Genomic DNA, 15,853 nt, shown 5'->3' with positions numbered 1-15,853 from the left:
AACACGGGATCGATAAGTTCAAGATGTATTCTTCTACATAATTCCTCAACTCAAAACATTGAAAACCAGAACAGTATTTCTTATTTTGAAAATGCCTTGTTGTTGAATGAAAAATCTATTCAAAACCTATGCATTTACGCTTCCAAATATAGTCACGCAGATTCTATATTTTTGCACTGGAAAAGATAAAAATTAACTTAAACCATGCAGATTTTTATCCAACATGGATTCACAAGAAACAAGGTGGTTCACCAGAAGAAAAAACAAATTAGTTTAGTGGGTATGGACTTCAGCCAAACAGGATTGCTATAAAAGTGACGAATTCTTTTTGTTAACTAGCTTGTTCCGAATATAACATAATCAGCAAAAAAAGAATCAACCCATTAAGATATTGATATAAGTTAGCCAACAAGGGGCGTAAATATAAAAATAGTCTTTATTTAGTGGTGTAATTAAAATTATGGAGTCGGTAAAATCACAATCCTACGAAGTACATTTAGATGAATTGGCAAAAGCGGCGATTAACCAGCATATTGCCAATAAAAATTATTCAAAAATATTCCTATTGGTGGACGAAAACACCAAGGAGCATTGTTTGCCTATTTTTAAAGAAATCTTTGACCATAGCATTGATTCCCTACTTGAAATAAAATCCGGGGAGGAAAACAAGCATATTCACACCTGTTTGCAACTTTGGGAGGATCTTTCCAATTTTGATGGTGACCGCAAAAGTATCCTGATCAATCTTGGAGGTGGCGTACTGACCGATATGGGAGGATTTGTAGCCTCAACTTTTAAAAGAGGAATCGATTTTATCAATATCCCCACTACCCTGCTCTCTATGGTGGATGCGTCCATTGGTGGCAAAACGGGGGTTGACCTTGGCTCGTTAAAAAATCAAGTTGGTGTCATCAATCAGCCACAGATGGTTTTGATTTTCCCTAAATTTCTAAAAACACTCGATGCACGCCAAACGAAAAGCGGATATGCGGAAATGCTGAAACATGGTCTCATCCGAGACAAAGCGTATTGGGAAGATATCGTAGCTAAAGCAGACTTTACAGATGCGGCTCGTATCCAAAAGTCTATCGCAATTAAAAATGATGTTGTTTTACAGGACCCAACAGAGCAAGGGGTGCGTAAAATCCTAAATTTTGGGCATACCTTGGGCCACGCTATCGAATCCTATTGCTTGGACAATCCCAATAAAAAAACATTGTTGCACGGAGAGGCAATTGCTGCTGGGATGATTTTGGAAGGTTATTTATCGCATGAGCTTAGAGGGCTTTCAAAATTGGCTCTGGACGAAATCAAGAAGGCGTTCCTAACTTATTTTGACAAAGTCGAGTTTACCGAAGATGATATTGATGCAATTCTACAGTTACTCAAATACGATAAGAAGAATTCGCACGGCAATGTAAATTTTGTATTGCTCCAGGACATCGGCAATGCTGCTACGGACATAAAAATCCCTGAAGAATTGTTTTCCAAAGCCTTCGCTTACTACAAGGAATAAACTTTTTATATACTTCTTTTTTACGTTTACAACTCTTTGAGTTCATCAGATTCGAAAATTCCTAGTTTAGGAACACTTTTAATAACTAACCATTATGAAACGAATTTTGATTGACTACAAAAAGTTGAGCCATGATGTGGCTGCAAAACTAATTGACTCCTATCCTGATGGTTACGGGGACGATGATATTATTACCATAAAAAAACCAAATGGGGAAGTAATCGATGCAGTGGAAGTCCAAACGGAAGACACCCTATATTTGGTGAAAATCAGTAAGAGCCTTTCTAATTTTATAGCCAGTTTCGAGGAAACTATAGAAAAGGAACTCGATAAGGAATTGATAGCTTCTGAATTTGAGCAGGATTCTTTTGAAAATTTTGAAACCACCTCAGAAGAGATGGGCGAAGATGAGGACTATTGATATCAATCCAAATAACGTTCTTGGATAATGTGAAGGTGATGTGTTTGATGCCCACATATAATAAAACCAAGGGCTCTAACACTCATTCTAGAACCACTGGCCAACCCTATTCTTTTTATGGCTTCATCGTCGAATGAGGCAAAAAGAGAAATCGTTGCTTCCCTGACCGCTTTGTACTCCTCAATTAAACTTTGCTTGGAACGGTTTGCTGCATTGGAAAAGGGGACGTAATTATCCTGATCAAAACCGGGCAAGGGTGTTTTGTCGTTCCTTGCAAAACAAAGCGCCCTGTATTGAAAAATACGTTCCGTATCGATCATATGTACCAATGCCTCCGCCAAGGACCATTTGCCCTCGGCATAGGCATAATTTAATCTTTCCTCTGGTATTTCTTCAAAGACGGACAAAAAAGTTTTTTTTCCGTTCTTTAACTCATCAAGCAATTCCACATTGCCCAGTGCCATGATATAGGTCTGGTAAAATGGATTGTATTCAGAAGATGGAAGTTCTGATGGTACCATAAATATTGTGAGGTGCTTACAGCTCGTTGAAGATGGTGTGCATCAAACGTCTCTTATCGTTGATACTCTCTTCCAAGGAAATCATTGTTTCCGTTCTGCTTATACCTTCAATATCATCTATCTTAAAAATGATGTTTTTGGCATGTGTAGTGTCCCGTGCACGGATTTTGCAGAAAATATTGAACTTCCCTGTTGTAATGTGCGCTACGGTAACGTATGGTATTTGGCTCAATCTTTCCAAAACAAATTTTGTTTGGTGTGTTTTTTCCAAGAAAATGCCCACATAGGCGATGAATGAGTACCCTAGCTTTACGTAATCCAGGGTAAGGGAAGAGCCTTTAATGATTCCGGACTCCTCCATTTTTTTGACTCGGACATGAACCGTACCTGCAGAAATCAGCAATTTCTTTGCGATATCCGTAAAGGGTGTACGGGTGTTATCGATTAACATATCCAAAATCTGATGATCTATCTCGTCTAGTTTAACTTTGTTCATTACGTTGAATTTTGCAGCAAAAGTAGTTAAAAAAGGAAATTTACGTAATAAAAATGGTTCTTTTTTAAATAATATGCAAGAACATCCGATAAACTCCTTTTATTTATTGATTTTCAGAAGCAAATCGAGGATTTCTTTCTGGGAGGATTCAAACCCAAAATCCTTGGAATCAACACATTCTATGGTCAGGTGCCCATAAAAACCTTCCAGCAGCCCAATTTCAGCAATCTCTGGTTGAAAAATGATTTTTTTATTTTCCAACACTTCTTTATATCGAATTCCTACCGAATGTCCCTCTTCAAACTCGGCATTCACCGCTTCGGGATGCTTTACTAAAACATCAAAAAAAAGTTTGTCGTTATTTGGAATGGAGAAATAATCCCCTGTCTTAAAATCATTGATTCGGTCTTCCGAAATTATTCCAAGAACCTCTACGAGCGAGAAAAAAATAAGCTCCCTTGTTTTCTCACGTTCATAATCTTCCGGATAATGCCCCGCTTCAAATAAAATGGTAGGCACACCCAACATTTGAAGGGTATCCCCTATACAATTGTCGTTGAAACCATCATCATAGCGTCCCACCTGCCCGGGAATACGCGTTTGGAGCATATAGTTCATGGCAGCAATCAATTTCATCGCCACTTCACGGTTTGGCGTTATGTGCCGTTCCTTATTGCTGGCGGGCGATAGAAAAGATACTGTGGCCGGCTTGTTTGTTTTTCCCGCACTGAACAAGGTGCGTTGGTCATGCAGGTTAAAGCAGAAATCGGGTTGGAATGATTCGAACAATTCTCGAAAAGCAATGCTTTCAGGTTGCGTTAAATTCTTGGCATCGCGGTTAAGATCAATATCATTGCTATTAACACGTGTGTATGCTTTGGCGCCATCAGGGTTCAGCATTGGCACTATCATAATGGTACACTCTTCCATTATATGTATTGCAGCGGGCTCATTAGAGTTTAAAAAGTTCACTAAATCCCAGACCGCTTTTGAGGTTGTGGATTCATTGCCATGCATTTGGGACCACATTAGAATCTTTTTCTCCCCCTTTCCCAATTGAAAAGCATCAATATCAACTCCATTGACAGATTTGCCAATACATTTCACAACTGATGGAATCTTAGCAAAACAAGGCCGTATGGATTCCATATTTATATATCGTCCTTGAATGGAGTTTTCTTTAAACAACGAATAGTTGAGCATAAGGTTTTCAATTGAAGTTTACAAAAGTAACCATAGTTATATTTACAAATGTGAATAGATTCAATTCGCATTTTGTATACAATTGTAATCGTTGTGATCTTACAGATAGCCCCGGAATTGCACAATGTAAACACTATAAAATTAATTGATTGTAATTATTTATAAATCAACACTATGTTAAGTTTTATATGGAGAAATACATTAAACAAAAATACGAATAACGTCTTTGTTTTATGCTATATGAGATGTAATTTGGTATCTTTGATTTGTAAAATTTACATTTGTGAACAAAGAAATTATCTCACGTATTGAGAGGGTTATTGAGCACCTAGAACTCTCGGTTTCTGCCTTTGCTGATGCGATTGGTGTGCAACGTTCAAGTATGTCCCATTTGCTGAATGGGAGAAATAAGCCAAGTCTTGATTTTGTCCTGAAATTGGTGGACACCTACCCCGAAGTTAAACTAGATTGGTTGTTGAAAGGAAAAGGAAATTTTCCTGAAACAGATAATATTGAAGAAGAACTTGTTGCTAATAAAGCGGATCTTGAAATTGAAAATTTAAAGACTGGACCAATCAGAAGAGAATCTGTCACAGGACAAGAACACAACAAAGAGCCTTATAAAATAGTTATGTTTTATTCGGATGGTACTTTTGATACATTCAACGCAAAAAAGGATTGAACCTTTCCACTACATTCCGTTTCTTTGTGGTTATGATAAAACACTTCTATTTCGGTTTAATTGTGCTATTTTTTATAGCCTGCGGTCAACCTCCTCAACGCAACTGTACGGATTTTAAAACGGGCAACTTTACTTTTACCGCAATGGTGAATGGTGAAGAGAAAGAAACAACTTTTAGCCGAACATTGGATTTGGAAGTTGATGAATATGAGGGCAAGGTGGATTCCTCTTCGATTCGATGGATAAATGATTGCGAATACGTTCTTAAAAATTTAAATCCTAAGAACAAGGCTGAAGAAAAACCGATTCATATCAAAATATTGACCACAACAGAGTCTTCATATACTTTTGAGTACAATATTGTTGGTGACAATCGGAAATTTAAAGGAACGGCACACAAAATAGATTGATGGTCTTCCAAGTTTTTTTGGCCGGGTACTAGTAAAACTAGTTTGGCCTTTGATAAGCGAGTTCAGGACTAGCTTCCTTATGTTTTTTGAACAATCGTTGTTGCTGTTTCACGGTAAGCGTGCTTCCATCGTGACTCCAACCTGGAGGTCCAAAAATGTACATCAATTTATGGGAAAGCTTTTTGGATTTTTTTACATCGTTCCAGATATCCTTGAACTCATGCGTAAGGATAACCATGGGGTTGTATGAGTTTGGGGCGTGGATTACACCGTATTTCACATCAATATCATCGTCCAGTTCTTTCCAGGTGCCAAACATTTTATCAAAGATATTCAAGAATCCTCCGTGGTTCTTGTCCAAATACTCTACGTTTTGGGCGTGATGCACTTGGTGCATGGTATGTGTGTTGAATATTTTCTCCAAAAATCCAAGTTTTGGAACATAAACGGTATGTAGTTGAAATTGCCATAAGGCTTCAATTCCCAAACAAACTACAACCATTTCTGGAGGAAAACCAATTGCGGGCAACCACATATAAAAGAAAGGTTTATACAAAATGGTGAACCATCCATTCCTGATGGCCGTCCCTAAGTTAAAGTTGTCGGATGAGTGATGAACAATATGTGCGGCCCATAAAATGCGAACTTCATGATTTGCCCTATGGAACCAATAGTAGGTGAAATCATCACCTAATTGACACAAAATCCAAACATACCAAGCGTATCCAAAGGATTCATAACCCATAATATTTGTTCTTACCCCATCCACTACTGGATTGAACAATTCATACGTCCCTTCAAAAAGAAGAATGGCAAAAGCTACTTTAAACAAAGGCCCTAGAATTGCTGATCCAATGCCCATAAAACCACTGGCAGCTAAATCCTTCCAATTGTAAAGATCATGATGGTGGTCATGGTCATGGGTTTTGCTGTACGTAAGTTCAAGTAGAATGAAAGCAATAAAAACTGGCACGCCATATACCAGCGGGTTTGTAAAGTCCATATAGATGTATTAAGCAATCTGTTTGGTGTGTAACTCAATTGGGGAAATTAGCTATAAAAAGCATTAAAACAAAGTAGTTTGATCAGAACTATCATTCTTTGTCCCTATATCAGTATCATCATTGTTTATTTGCTCTTCGTCGATTACCTCTATATCCTCGGGTTCTTGTTTTTCAGGTTCCTCATAGGGAAGTGACTCCAAAATATTGATGTTCTTGACTTTGTCCGGAGTCAATTGATTCCCCAATGCTTTGATACCCTTGACTGCAATAAACTCCTCGATATTTACTTCAAGGTTGGGCTTTGGGTCTTTGCCCCTTGGTTTGACAAATTCAATTTCCAGCATCGGCCTCCAGTCGGTAGAAACCAGCTCTAAATGAGATTTTGGGTCCTCGTCAATGACCACTTCTTCCTTATTGGGGTTTTCCACCAAAAAGCGTTTTAGGTAAAAACGTTCCTTATCGCCTACATAATGCACTACCGAAATCGGCTTGTCCGGATTCCATTTTTCAAGCACGATCATGTCGTCGTTAAAACGGGTGAGCAAATCGGGTGGAATCGTTTTAACTACGCCCTTTTGGTCTATTACCAGAAGGAGGTCGTCACCCCTGAACTCACCGAGCAATTCCCCTCTTCCATCTACGTTTAACCGACTCACGACATCATCGAACCAAATTTTTCGAGGCTTTAAGGTGGACACCCCTTTTTCTTTGAGCTCGATGCGTTTTACAGGGTATTTGGTCACCAAATTTCCTTTGGATGTTCTTCCTTTAATGAGCACATCCGAAAAATCGATATCCCATTTCAATTTTTTGATGCTTCCGGATTGACGTAACAGTACAGTGACCACTTCGGCCTCTCCATTTGGGTTAGCTGAAAAATATAGCACTTCCGAAGAAGATTTGTCCCCGCCAAGATCATAGATCTTATCCCGTGTGATACTGGTGACATTGAACCTCTTGATGTAGCTAGGACCACCCTTCATGCTCTTGTAGATCATGTTGTAAATGGTGCGTTTGTCCTTCTTTTTAAAGACGGCTACATGGATAATGTTCTTGCCCACAAATACTTTGGAATCCACCTTGGTCACCATCATTTCCCCTTTTTGGGTGAAAACGATAATGTCATCGATATCGCTACAATCTGTAACGTATTCATCTCTTTTTAAAGAGGTTCCGATGAAACCTTCTTCCCGGTTTACGTATAGTTTTGTATTTCTGATGACTACTTTAGTAGCTTCAATTTCATCAAAAATTCTTATTTCGGATTGGCGTTCGCGACCAGCGCCATATTTCTTTTTGAGTTCCTTGAAATAGTCGATGGCAAAATCGACCAAATGCTCCAAGTGATGCTTTGTCTGGGCGATTCTATCCTCTAAACTTTCAATGAGTTGTTGTGCTTTGTCCAAATCAAACTTTGAAATGCGCTTGATTCGAATTTCGGTCAACCTGACGATATCATCCTTGGTCACTGCTCTTTTTAAGTGGGTAATATGTGGTTTTAACCCTTTATCAATGGCCTCGATAACGCCCTCCCAGGTTTCCTCCTCTTCAATTTCACGATAAATCCTATTCTCGATAAAGATTCGCTCCAAAGATGAGAAGTGCCATTGCTCTTCCAATTCATCCAATTGAATTTGAAGTTCTGCTTTAAGTAACTCCACGGTATTATCTGTGGATCTTTCCAACATTTCCTTGACCCCAATGAACAAAGGTTTGTTGTCCTCGATAACACATCCCAGAGGGGAAATGGATGATTCACAAGCCGTGAACGCATAAAGGGCGTCAATTGTTTTGTCGGGTGAGATGCCATTTGGCAAATGCACCAAGATTTCTACCTCGGCCGCCGTGTTGTCCTCAATCTTTTTTATTTTGATTTTTCCCTTGTCGTTAGCTTTTAAGATGGAGTCAATTAAAGAGGAGGTGTTGGTGCCGTAGGGTATTTCGTTGATCACCAAAGTATTCTTGTCCAATGTGGAAATTTTGGCCCGCACACGGATTTTTCCGCCGCGCATCCCATCGTTATAATTGGTCACGTCAATGATCCCCGCTGTCGGGAAGTCCGGAACTATAGTGAATCTCTTGCCTTTTAAGTGCTTTATCGAGGCATCGATAAGTTCGTTAAAGTTGTGCGGAAGTATTTTTGTGGAGAGACCTACTGCAATCCCTTCTGCTCCTTGCGCGAGTAATAGTGGAAACTTGACGGGTAAATTAACAGGCTCTTTTTTTCTTCCATCATAGGATAACTGCCACTCCGTAATTTTTGGACTGTACACCACTTCCAAGGCAAATTTGGACAGTCGTGCCTCTATATAACGTGGAGCTGCTGCACCATCACCTGTTAAAATGTTTCCCCAGTTACCTTGGGTATCTATAAGTAAATCTTTTTGCCCTATCTGTACCATGGCATCGGCAATACTGGCATCACCGTGGGGGTGGTACTGCATGGTATGCCCTACCACATTGGCCACTTTGTTGTAACGGCCATCATCCAGTTCTTTGAGCGAGTGCATTATTCTTCGCTGTACGGGCTTGAATCCATCTTCGATGGCAGGTACGGCGCGCTCCAGGATAACGTATGAAGCATAATCTAAAAACCAATCCTTGTACATCCCTGTAACCTTTACTAGGCTATCTTGGGATTCGTCTTGGTAATCTAAACTTTCATCGTTCAGTTCTTCGTTCTCTTCCATTTAGAAAGGTGGCATTTATTTGGGTTGTAGTTGGTTTTCTTCGACCAGGTCAAGTTCCACTTTAAGGTTCTTGATAATGAATTCTTGCCTGTCAGGTGTATTTTTTCCCATATAGAACTTCAAAAGGGCATCAATGCTCATGGCTTTGTCCAGCATTACGGGTTCCAAACGGATATCATCGCCAATGAAGTTTTTGAACTCGTCCGGAGAAATTTCACCTAATCCCTTAAATCGGGTAATTTCTGCTTTTCCAGTAAGTTTTTCAATGGCTTGTTTTCTTTCCTCGTCACTATAGCAATAAATCGTCTCCTTTTTATTGCGCACCCTGAACAATGGGGTTTGAAGAATATATAAGTGATTTTCTTTGATCAATTCTGGAAAAAACTGCAAAAAGAAGGTAATCAACAATAAACGAATGTGCATTCCGTCCACATCGGCATCTGTTGCGATTACGATATTGTTGTACCTCAAATCCTCCATAGAATCTTCAATGTTCAGTGCAGCTTGCAACAAATTGAACTCCTCGTTTTCGTAAACGATTTTCTTGGACATTCCGTAGGAGTTCAAAGGCTTTCCCCGTAAACTAAATACGGCCTGGGTGTTTACATCCCTGGATTTTGTAATGGAGCCTGAAGCGGAGTCCCCCTCGGTAATGAACAGTGTGGATTCCAACCTTCTGTCCTTTTTCATATCTTGAAGGTGGATACGGCAGTCACGAAGTTTTTTGTTGTGGAGACTTGCTTTTTTTGCACGATCCCTTGCTAATTTCCGAATGCCTGATAGTTCCTTGCGCTCTTTTTCTGCCTGTACTATTTTTCTTTGGAGGGCATCGGCAGTTGCTTGGTTCTTGTGCAAGTAGTTGTCCAAATGTGTACCGATGAAATCGTTGATGTAAGTACGCACCGTTGGTAAGTCCCCTCCCATATCGGTGGAACCGAGCTTGGTCTTGGTCTGACTTTCAAAAACGGGCTCCATCACCTTGATGGAAACAGCGGAAATAATGGACTTTCGAACATCGGAGGCATCATAATTTTTACCGTAAAAATCACGGATGGTCTTTACAATGGCTTCTCTAAAAGCGGATTGATGTGTTCCGCCCTGGGTAGTGTGCTGCCCGTTCACAAAAGAGTGATATTCCTCACTGTACTGGGTTTTGCTATGGGTCATAGCGACCTCAATATCATCCCCCTTTAAATGTATGATCGGGTAGAGGAAATCCTCATCATTGTTATTGTCCTCCAATAAATCCTTCAGACCATTTTCTGAATGGAACTTTTCACCATTGAAGATGATGGTCAGCCCCGGATTTAGGTATACATAGTTTTTGAGCATGCGTTCCACATACTCGTTTCGGTATTTATATTTTTTGAAGATGGATTCGTCAGGGATGAAACTTACTTTGGTTCCTTTTCGTCTGGATGATTCTTCCAAAAGTTCTTCATTGACCAAATTTCCGGTTTCAAACTCGGCTGACTTTGATTGCCCATCTCGATTGGATTCTACCCTAAAATATGCGGAAAGCGCATTTACGGCTTTGGTACCCACTCCGTTCAATCCCACGGATTTTTTAAAGGCACGGGTATCGTACTTGCCGCCGGTGTTCATTTTGGATACAACATCCACCACTTTTCCAAGTGGAATACCCCGCCCATAATCACGAACGTGAACGGTGTTTTCCTTAATACTGATTTCAATGGTCTTTCCCGCCCCCATCACAAATTCGTCGATGGAATTGTCGAGTACTTCTTTTAAAAGAATGTAAATGCCATCATCTGCGGAGGAGCCATCGCCCAATTTTCCGATGTACATCCCCGGACGCATACGAATATGCTCCTTCCAGTCCAGCGAACGGATATTATCCTCAGTATATTGGGTATCTGCCATATGTTAAGGGTTAATCATTGCAATATAAAATTTAGGAGCAAAAATAAAAGGGTGAACGGTAGAAAGTAATCAACAATGAAAAACAATAATTGTTAATATATATCAGCCTTTAGCCCGCTTTTTGCCTTGGATCGACAGGTATGTCACCCCAAAAATAACAACCAACATTCCAACCAACTGCCAATATGTGAGTTTTTCGTCCAAAAGCACAAACGCAAGCAAAATGGTGGAAATGGGCCCCAAACTTCCCAATATGGAAAAATTGTTGGCCCCTAACCTTTCAATGGCAGCAGAGACCAAAAATGAGGGTACTAACGTAGCAAAAATGGCCATGGCCAAACCGTAGGCGTATACTGGCCAGGGATAATCCATAAATTGCCAACTACCGGATACCGAATAATGCACCATAATGCAAATGGTGGATACGATCATGGCATAGCATGTGAACCGGAGTACGCCAAATTTCGGAATCAACCAACCGCTACCCACTAAATAAGAAGCATATGTGATGGCACTCAGCAACACCAAGAACCCCCCAAAAAGTACTTCGTTGCCGGAAACATCCAGTTCATCCCAAAAGGTAATGAGGACACCCACATAGGTAATCAAGATGGCAATACTTTGCACTTTGGTTATCCTTTGCCTAAAAATCAGCCAACTGAGAAAAACAACAATGGTTGGATACACAAAAAGAATGATACGTTCCAAACCGGCTTTTATATAATTCAACCCCTCAAAATCAAAATAACTGGCCAAATAGTAACCAACGAAACCAAACAGGGCAAGCCATGCATAATCCTTGGGTGAGATTTTGGTCTTTGCTGGCTTTTTTCGAATCAAAAATAGGATCAACAAGTAGAAAGGGAGTGAAAAAAGCATCCGGAACAATAGCAAATCGAGCGTATCCACATTGTAGCGATAGGCCAATTTTACCATGACAGCTTTGGAGGAGAAAAGCACTACTCCTAAGACTCCGTACAAAATCCCCAAACTTTTACTGGACATATAGCAAAGCTATTTTAAGTACAGAAAAAAGGGAAGCACAAATTTTTTGGATTACAATGTTCAGTGCTTACACGTTGAACCTAAAATGCATTACATCACCATCTTTAACGATGTATTCTTTACCCTCTACACGCATGCGTCCAGCTTCTTTTACTTTGGATTCGCTACCATATTTCACGTAATCCTCATAAGCAATCACCTCGGCACGGATAAAACCCTTTTCAAAGTCGGTATGGATGACACCGGCAGCTTGTGGCGCGGTTGCACCAACGGGAATGGTCCAAGCGCGGACTTCTTTTACCCCTGCGGTGAAATAGGTTTCCAAATCAAGTAGTTTGTATGCGCCGCGAATCAACTTGGCTGAACCTGGCTCGGAAAGTCCCAGGTCTTCCAAGAACATTTGGCGTTCTTCGTAGGTCTCCAATTCGGTGATATCGGCTTCCGTGCCAACGGCCAAGAAGATGACCTCGGCATTTTCGTCGGCCACAGCCTGTTTTACTTTTTCAACATAGGCATTTCCCTCAACAGCAGCACCTTCGTCCACATTGCAGACATACATTACGGGCTTATCCGTAATTAGCTGCATGGGGCGCACAAATTCTTCACGCTCATCTTCACTCAACGTAATGGCACGAACAGATTTTCCGGCCTCCAAACCTTCTTTCAACGCAGAAAGTACGGCCTCTTCCTTTTGTGCCTCTTTGTTTCCGGTTTTTGCGGCACGCTTTACTTTGTCAAGTTTCTTTTCCACACTGTCCAAATCCTTCAATTGCAATTCCATATCAATGGTTTCCTTGTCCCTAATAGGATCTACGGAACCATCCACGTGCACTACATTATCATTGTCAAAACAACGAAGTACGTGGAGAATGGCATCGGTTTCCCTGATGTTTCCCAAAAATTGGTTTCCAAGTCCCTCACCCTTACTGGCGCCCTTTACAAGCCCGGCAATATCCACGATTTCTACGGTAGCAGGGATTACACGCTCGGGATCCACCAATTCTTCCAATTTTTCCAAACGTTGGTCGGGCACGTTTACCACGCCAATATTGGGCTCAATGGTACAAAAAGGGAAGTTGGCACTTTGTGCCTTTGCATTGGACAAACAGTTGAAAAGGGTTGATTTTCCTACGTTTGGTAATCCTACAATACCTGCTTTCATCTAATTACTTTGTGTTTTGAGGGTGCAAATATAAGTTGAAGTTTTGGTACTCGCGGTTAATAACCCTGAATGAGCAAATAAAGTCCCATGATCAATAAACCAATTATTCCAAAAATTGCAATTAGCGACAATATGCATCCCGCTTGCTTCCAAATACCGTTGTATGCTTTCTCTTCTTTTTGCATAAAAAAACCCCGAACATTGGTCCGGGGCTAAATTAATTGTTTTTTATTGCTTAACCATCGGGGTGCATAAACTTTTGCTTGCCCAATAGTTCTTCTTCTGTTTCTTCATGGTCTTCATCGGGAACACAACAATCCACTGGACATACAGCTGCACATTGTGGTTCTTCATGAAATCCTTTGCACTCGGTACATTTGTCTGGAACAATATAATAAAGCTCATCGCTAACAGGTTCCTGAGCCTCATCGGCATTCACCTCTTTTCCGTTAGGTAAAACTACATCACCGGAAAGGGATGTTCCTTCGTTATATCTCCATTCGTCAGCACCTTCATAAATTGCCGTGTTGGGGCATTCTGGCTCGCAAGCACCACAATTTATACATTCATCTGTTATAATAATTGCCATAATTTTCTTTTCCTTTTGGGCTGATTCTTGTCAGCATGCTTACTTTTGACAAAAATAAACCCTAGTAATTTAGTGTACAAATTTAATGGCACCAGATAGAAATACCATAGATGCTTTTGTTAAACTTGGAAAATACCTAACGGATTTTTGTGATAAATGTTATTCCAACGACCCGGAAGTTGACCAAAACTTGAAGGAAATCGTCGCACGGGCAGGTCATCACAACGGATGGTTTACCGAGGACAACGTTCTATTTTCTTTGCAACAATGGGGAGAATTGCTCACCGAGCAATACATTAAAGACTGGTTGGGCAACTATTCCTTTCAAACGGAGAACGAACCCAAGACCGTAGGCATCGTTATGGCAGGGAACATTCCATTGGTGGGGTTTCACGATTTTCTGTGCGTGCTGCTTTCAGGAAACAAGGTTTTGGCCAAACTCTCGTCCAACGACAAAGTGCTTTTGCCTTATTTGTCCAACTTTTTGATAGAGCGAGAGCCTTCTCTTGCGGATAAAATAGAATTTGTGGACGGAAAACTGGAAAATTTTGATGCGGTTATTGCCACAGGTAGCAACAACACCGGTCGCTATTTTGAGTACTACTTTGGTAAAAAACCGAATATCATCAGAAAAAATAGAAATTCCGTAGCCGTACTTACCGGAAACGAGAATAAAGAAGAATTAACGGCCCTTGGAGAGGATATTTTTAGGTATTATGGATTGGGATGTCGGAACGTGTCCAAAATCTATGTACCCAATGATTATGATTTTGATGGCCTCTTCAATGCATTCTTCCAGTACAGGGATATCATCAACCAACATAAATATGCCAATAATTATGATTATAACAAGGCAGTGTATTTGATGAGCGAGTTCAAGATTCTGGATAATGGATTTTTGATTTTAAAACAGGACGAATCCCTCACCTCCCCTATTTCTGCTTTGTTCTACTCCTATTATGATGATGAATCAACCTTGAGAAAGAAATTGCAAGAGATCGAAGAACATATACAATGTGTGGTTTCCAGTGAAGCAAAGGAGAACGATGTCAATTTTGGGGACACCCAAAAACCGAGTTTAAACGACTATGCGGACGGAATCGACACCATGGAATTCCTATTAAAACTTTAAGATGATCCTAACCACTGGAAACGTTTTAAGATCCAACAATTTTTAAGACCTTTACCGCTTAAACCTAGTCAATGAAAAAGCACAATTTTAGCGCAGGCCCCTGCATTTTACCGGCAGAGGTTATGCAAAAGGCATCCCAAGCTGTACTTGAACTGGACGGCATTGGACTTTCACTTATCGAGATATCCCACCGTAGCAAAGAGTTTGTTGCCATTATGGAAAATGCCCGTTCCTTGGCACTGGAACTTTTGGGACTGGAAGGCAAGGGATATCAGGCCCTTTTCCTGCAAGGAGGGGCGAGCATGCAGTTTTTGATGACCGCGTTTAATCTTTTGGATAAAAAGGCGGGATACGTAAATACAGGGACTTGGAGTCAAAAAGCAATCAAAGAGGCCCGTTTGTTCGGAGATATTGTAGAGGTGGCTTCATCACAAGAAGATAATTTCAAACATATCCCGAAGGGCTATGCCATCCCATCCGACCTTGATTATTTGCATCTTACATCAAACAATACCATTTATGGAACACAGATTAAGGAATTTCCAAAAACGGATGTTCCTCTGGTCTGCGACATGAGCTCGGATATCTTTTCTCGTCAATTGGATTTTTCACAATTTGATTTGATCTATGCAGGTGCGCAAAAAAATATGGGGCCGGCAGGGGCAACTCTTGTCGTGGTAAAAGAAGATATTTTGGGAAAAGTTTCCCGAAAGATTCCTTCCATGATGGATTATTCGGTTCATGTGGCCAAAGAAAGCATGTTCAATACTCCACCTGTTTTTGCCGTGTACGTTTCTATGTTGACCATGCAATGGCTAAAGGATTTAGGCGGAATTGCTGCCATAGAAGAAATCAACGAGCGTAAAGCCAACCTGATCTATTCGGAAATTGAGCTGAACCCCGTTTTCTATGGAATCGCGGCAAAAGAGGACCGTTCCATTATGAACGCCACTTTCAATATCACCGATGATGAATTAAAGGATGTGTTTGATGATATGTGCAAAGAAGCAGGAATAAACGGTATCAACGGACACCGTTCCGTTGGCGGCTACCGTGCCTCTATGTACAACGCCCTTCCCATGGAAAGTGTAGGTGTATTGGTCGACATAATGAGCGAATTGGAAAAGAAAGGATAGTT

At 40.5% G+C, this 15,853-nt stretch carries 15 protein-coding genes; 6 read left to right on the top strand and 9 right to left on the bottom strand.

Annotated features, from left to right (window positions below):
- Positions 1 to 460 precede the first annotated feature (460 nt).
- The gene (gene aroB, locus GUA46_RS07405) at positions 461 to 1,516 is read left to right on the top strand and encodes a 3-dehydroquinate synthase (protein WP_176619946.1); all 1,056 of its coding nucleotides are present in this window, start codon (positions 461 to 463) and stop codon (positions 1,514 to 1,516) included.
- Between the two features lie 94 nt (positions 1,517 to 1,610).
- On the top strand, positions 1,611 to 1,937 hold the full coding sequence (locus GUA46_RS07400) for a hypothetical protein (RefSeq protein ID WP_176619945.1): 327 nt from the start codon (positions 1,611 to 1,613) through the stop codon (positions 1,935 to 1,937).
- A gap of 2 nt (positions 1,938 to 1,939) precedes the next feature.
- Here GUA46_RS07400 and GUA46_RS07395 read toward each other — a convergent pair whose 3' ends face one another.
- The 3 genes from GUA46_RS07395 to GUA46_RS07385 all read right to left on the bottom strand — a co-directional run bounded on the left by GUA46_RS07395 (position 1,940) and on the right by GUA46_RS07385 (position 4,157).
- Positions 1,940 to 2,458, bottom strand: coding sequence for a DinB family protein (locus GUA46_RS07395; RefSeq protein ID WP_108246104.1), 519 nt, complete (start codon positions 2,456 to 2,458; stop codon positions 1,940 to 1,942).
- Between the two features lie 16 nt (positions 2,459 to 2,474).
- Positions 2,475 to 2,954, bottom strand: a complete 480-nt coding sequence (locus tag GUA46_RS07390; RefSeq protein ID WP_108246105.1) for an Lrp/AsnC family transcriptional regulator — start codon at positions 2,952 to 2,954, stop codon at positions 2,475 to 2,477.
- A gap of 99 nt (positions 2,955 to 3,053) precedes the next feature.
- Positions 3,054 to 4,157, bottom strand: coding sequence for a M14 family metallopeptidase (locus GUA46_RS07385; protein WP_176619944.1), 1,104 nt, complete (start codon positions 4,155 to 4,157; stop codon positions 3,054 to 3,056).
- Positions 4,158 to 4,440: 283 nt separating this feature from the next.
- On the opposite strand from GUA46_RS07385, the gene GUA46_RS07380 reads away from it, so the two are divergent.
- A complete protein-coding gene (locus GUA46_RS07380; RefSeq protein WP_176619943.1) occupies positions 4,441 to 4,839 on the top strand; it encodes a helix-turn-helix transcriptional regulator in 399 nt (132 codons plus the stop codon).
- A gap of 32 nt (positions 4,840 to 4,871) precedes the next feature.
- A complete protein-coding gene (locus GUA46_RS07375; protein ID WP_176619942.1) occupies positions 4,872 to 5,249 on the top strand; it encodes a DNA topoisomerase IV in 378 nt (125 codons plus the stop codon).
- A gap of 37 nt (positions 5,250 to 5,286) precedes the next feature.
- Here the strand turns inward: GUA46_RS07375 and GUA46_RS07370 are convergent, their stop codons facing one another.
- The 6 genes from GUA46_RS07370 to GUA46_RS07345 all read right to left on the bottom strand — a co-directional run bounded on the left by GUA46_RS07370 (position 5,287) and on the right by GUA46_RS07345 (position 13,583).
- Entirely contained in the window at positions 5,287 to 6,252 is a 966-nt protein-coding gene (locus GUA46_RS07370) for a sterol desaturase family protein (RefSeq protein WP_176619941.1), read from the bottom strand.
- 63 nt (positions 6,253 to 6,315) lie between these two features.
- Complete coding sequence (locus tag GUA46_RS07365; protein WP_176619940.1) at positions 6,316 to 8,943, bottom strand: DNA gyrase/topoisomerase IV subunit A; 2,628 nt, start codon at positions 8,941 to 8,943, stop codon at positions 6,316 to 6,318.
- A 15-nt stretch (positions 8,944 to 8,958) separates the two neighbouring features.
- Positions 8,959 to 10,827, bottom strand: a complete 1,869-nt coding sequence (locus GUA46_RS07360; protein ID WP_176619939.1) for a DNA topoisomerase IV subunit B — start codon at positions 10,825 to 10,827, stop codon at positions 8,959 to 8,961.
- 102 nt (positions 10,828 to 10,929) lie between these two features.
- On the bottom strand, positions 10,930 to 11,832 hold the full coding sequence (locus tag GUA46_RS07355; protein ID WP_176619938.1) for a DMT family transporter: 903 nt from the start codon (positions 11,830 to 11,832) through the stop codon (positions 10,930 to 10,932).
- A 67-nt stretch (positions 11,833 to 11,899) separates the two neighbouring features.
- Positions 11,900 to 12,994, bottom strand: a complete 1,095-nt coding sequence (gene ychF, locus GUA46_RS07350) for a redox-regulated ATPase YchF (RefSeq protein WP_176619937.1) — start codon at positions 12,992 to 12,994, stop codon at positions 11,900 to 11,902.
- 235 nt (positions 12,995 to 13,229) lie between these two features.
- The gene (locus tag GUA46_RS07345; RefSeq protein ID WP_108246113.1) at positions 13,230 to 13,583 is read right to left on the bottom strand and encodes a 4Fe-4S dicluster domain-containing protein; all 354 of its coding nucleotides are present in this window, start codon (positions 13,581 to 13,583) and stop codon (positions 13,230 to 13,232) included.
- A gap of 85 nt (positions 13,584 to 13,668) precedes the next feature.
- On the opposite strand from GUA46_RS07345, the gene GUA46_RS07340 reads away from it, so the two are divergent.
- A complete protein-coding gene (locus tag GUA46_RS07340; protein WP_176619936.1) occupies positions 13,669 to 14,715 on the top strand; it encodes an acyl-CoA reductase in 1,047 nt (348 codons plus the stop codon).
- A 71-nt stretch (positions 14,716 to 14,786) separates the two neighbouring features.
- Positions 14,787 to 15,851 carry a 3-phosphoserine/phosphohydroxythreonine transaminase gene (serC, locus tag GUA46_RS07335; protein WP_108246115.1) on the top strand — a complete coding sequence of 355 codons (1,065 nt, stop codon included), beginning with the start codon at positions 14,787 to 14,789 and terminating at the stop codon, positions 15,849 to 15,851.
- Positions 15,852 to 15,853: the final 2 nt, after the last annotated feature.

Source organism: Flagellimonas chongwuensis (genome assembly GCF_013376415.1).
Lineage (GTDB): Bacteria > Bacteroidota > Bacteroidia > Flavobacteriales > Flavobacteriaceae > Flagellimonas > Flagellimonas chongwuensis.
This window is presented reverse-complemented; position numbering and strand designations above follow the sequence as displayed.

Excerpts from the sequence above, each read along its gene's own strand:
- aroB (WP_176619946.1), top strand. The coding sequence starts at position 461 with ATGGAGTCGGTAAAATCACAATCCTACGAAGTACATTTAGATGAATTG.
- GUA46_RS07400 (WP_176619945.1), top strand. The coding sequence starts at position 1,611 with ATGAAACGAATTTTGATTGACTACAAAAAGTTGAGCCATGATGTGGCT.
- GUA46_RS07395 (WP_108246104.1), bottom strand. The coding sequence starts at position 2,458 with ATGGTACCATCAGAACTTCCATCTTCTGAATACAATCCATTTTACCAG.
- GUA46_RS07390 (WP_108246105.1), bottom strand. The coding sequence starts at position 2,954 with ATGAACAAAGTTAAACTAGACGAGATAGATCATCAGATTTTGGATATG.
- GUA46_RS07385 (WP_176619944.1), bottom strand. The coding sequence starts at position 4,157 with ATGCTCAACTATTCGTTGTTTAAAGAAAACTCCATTCAAGGACGATAT.
- GUA46_RS07375 (WP_176619942.1), top strand. The coding sequence starts at position 4,872 with ATGATAAAACACTTCTATTTCGGTTTAATTGTGCTATTTTTTATAGCC.
- GUA46_RS07370 (WP_176619941.1), bottom strand. The coding sequence starts at position 6,252 with ATGGACTTTACAAACCCGCTGGTATATGGCGTGCCAGTTTTTATTGCT.
- GUA46_RS07365 (WP_176619940.1), bottom strand. The coding sequence starts at position 8,943 with ATGGAAGAGAACGAAGAACTGAACGATGAAAGTTTAGATTACCAAGAC.
- GUA46_RS07360 (WP_176619939.1), bottom strand. The coding sequence starts at position 10,827 with ATGGCAGATACCCAATATACTGAGGATAATATCCGTTCGCTGGACTGG.
- GUA46_RS07355 (WP_176619938.1), bottom strand. The coding sequence starts at position 11,832 with ATGTCCAGTAAAAGTTTGGGGATTTTGTACGGAGTCTTAGGAGTAGTG.
- ychF (WP_176619937.1), bottom strand. The coding sequence starts at position 12,994 with ATGAAAGCAGGTATTGTAGGATTACCAAACGTAGGAAAATCAACCCTT.
- GUA46_RS07345 (WP_108246113.1), bottom strand. The coding sequence starts at position 13,583 with ATGGCAATTATTATAACAGATGAATGTATAAATTGTGGTGCTTGCGAG.
- GUA46_RS07340 (WP_176619936.1), top strand. The coding sequence starts at position 13,669 with ATGGCACCAGATAGAAATACCATAGATGCTTTTGTTAAACTTGGAAAA.
- serC (WP_108246115.1), top strand. The coding sequence starts at position 14,787 with ATGAAAAAGCACAATTTTAGCGCAGGCCCCTGCATTTTACCGGCAGAG.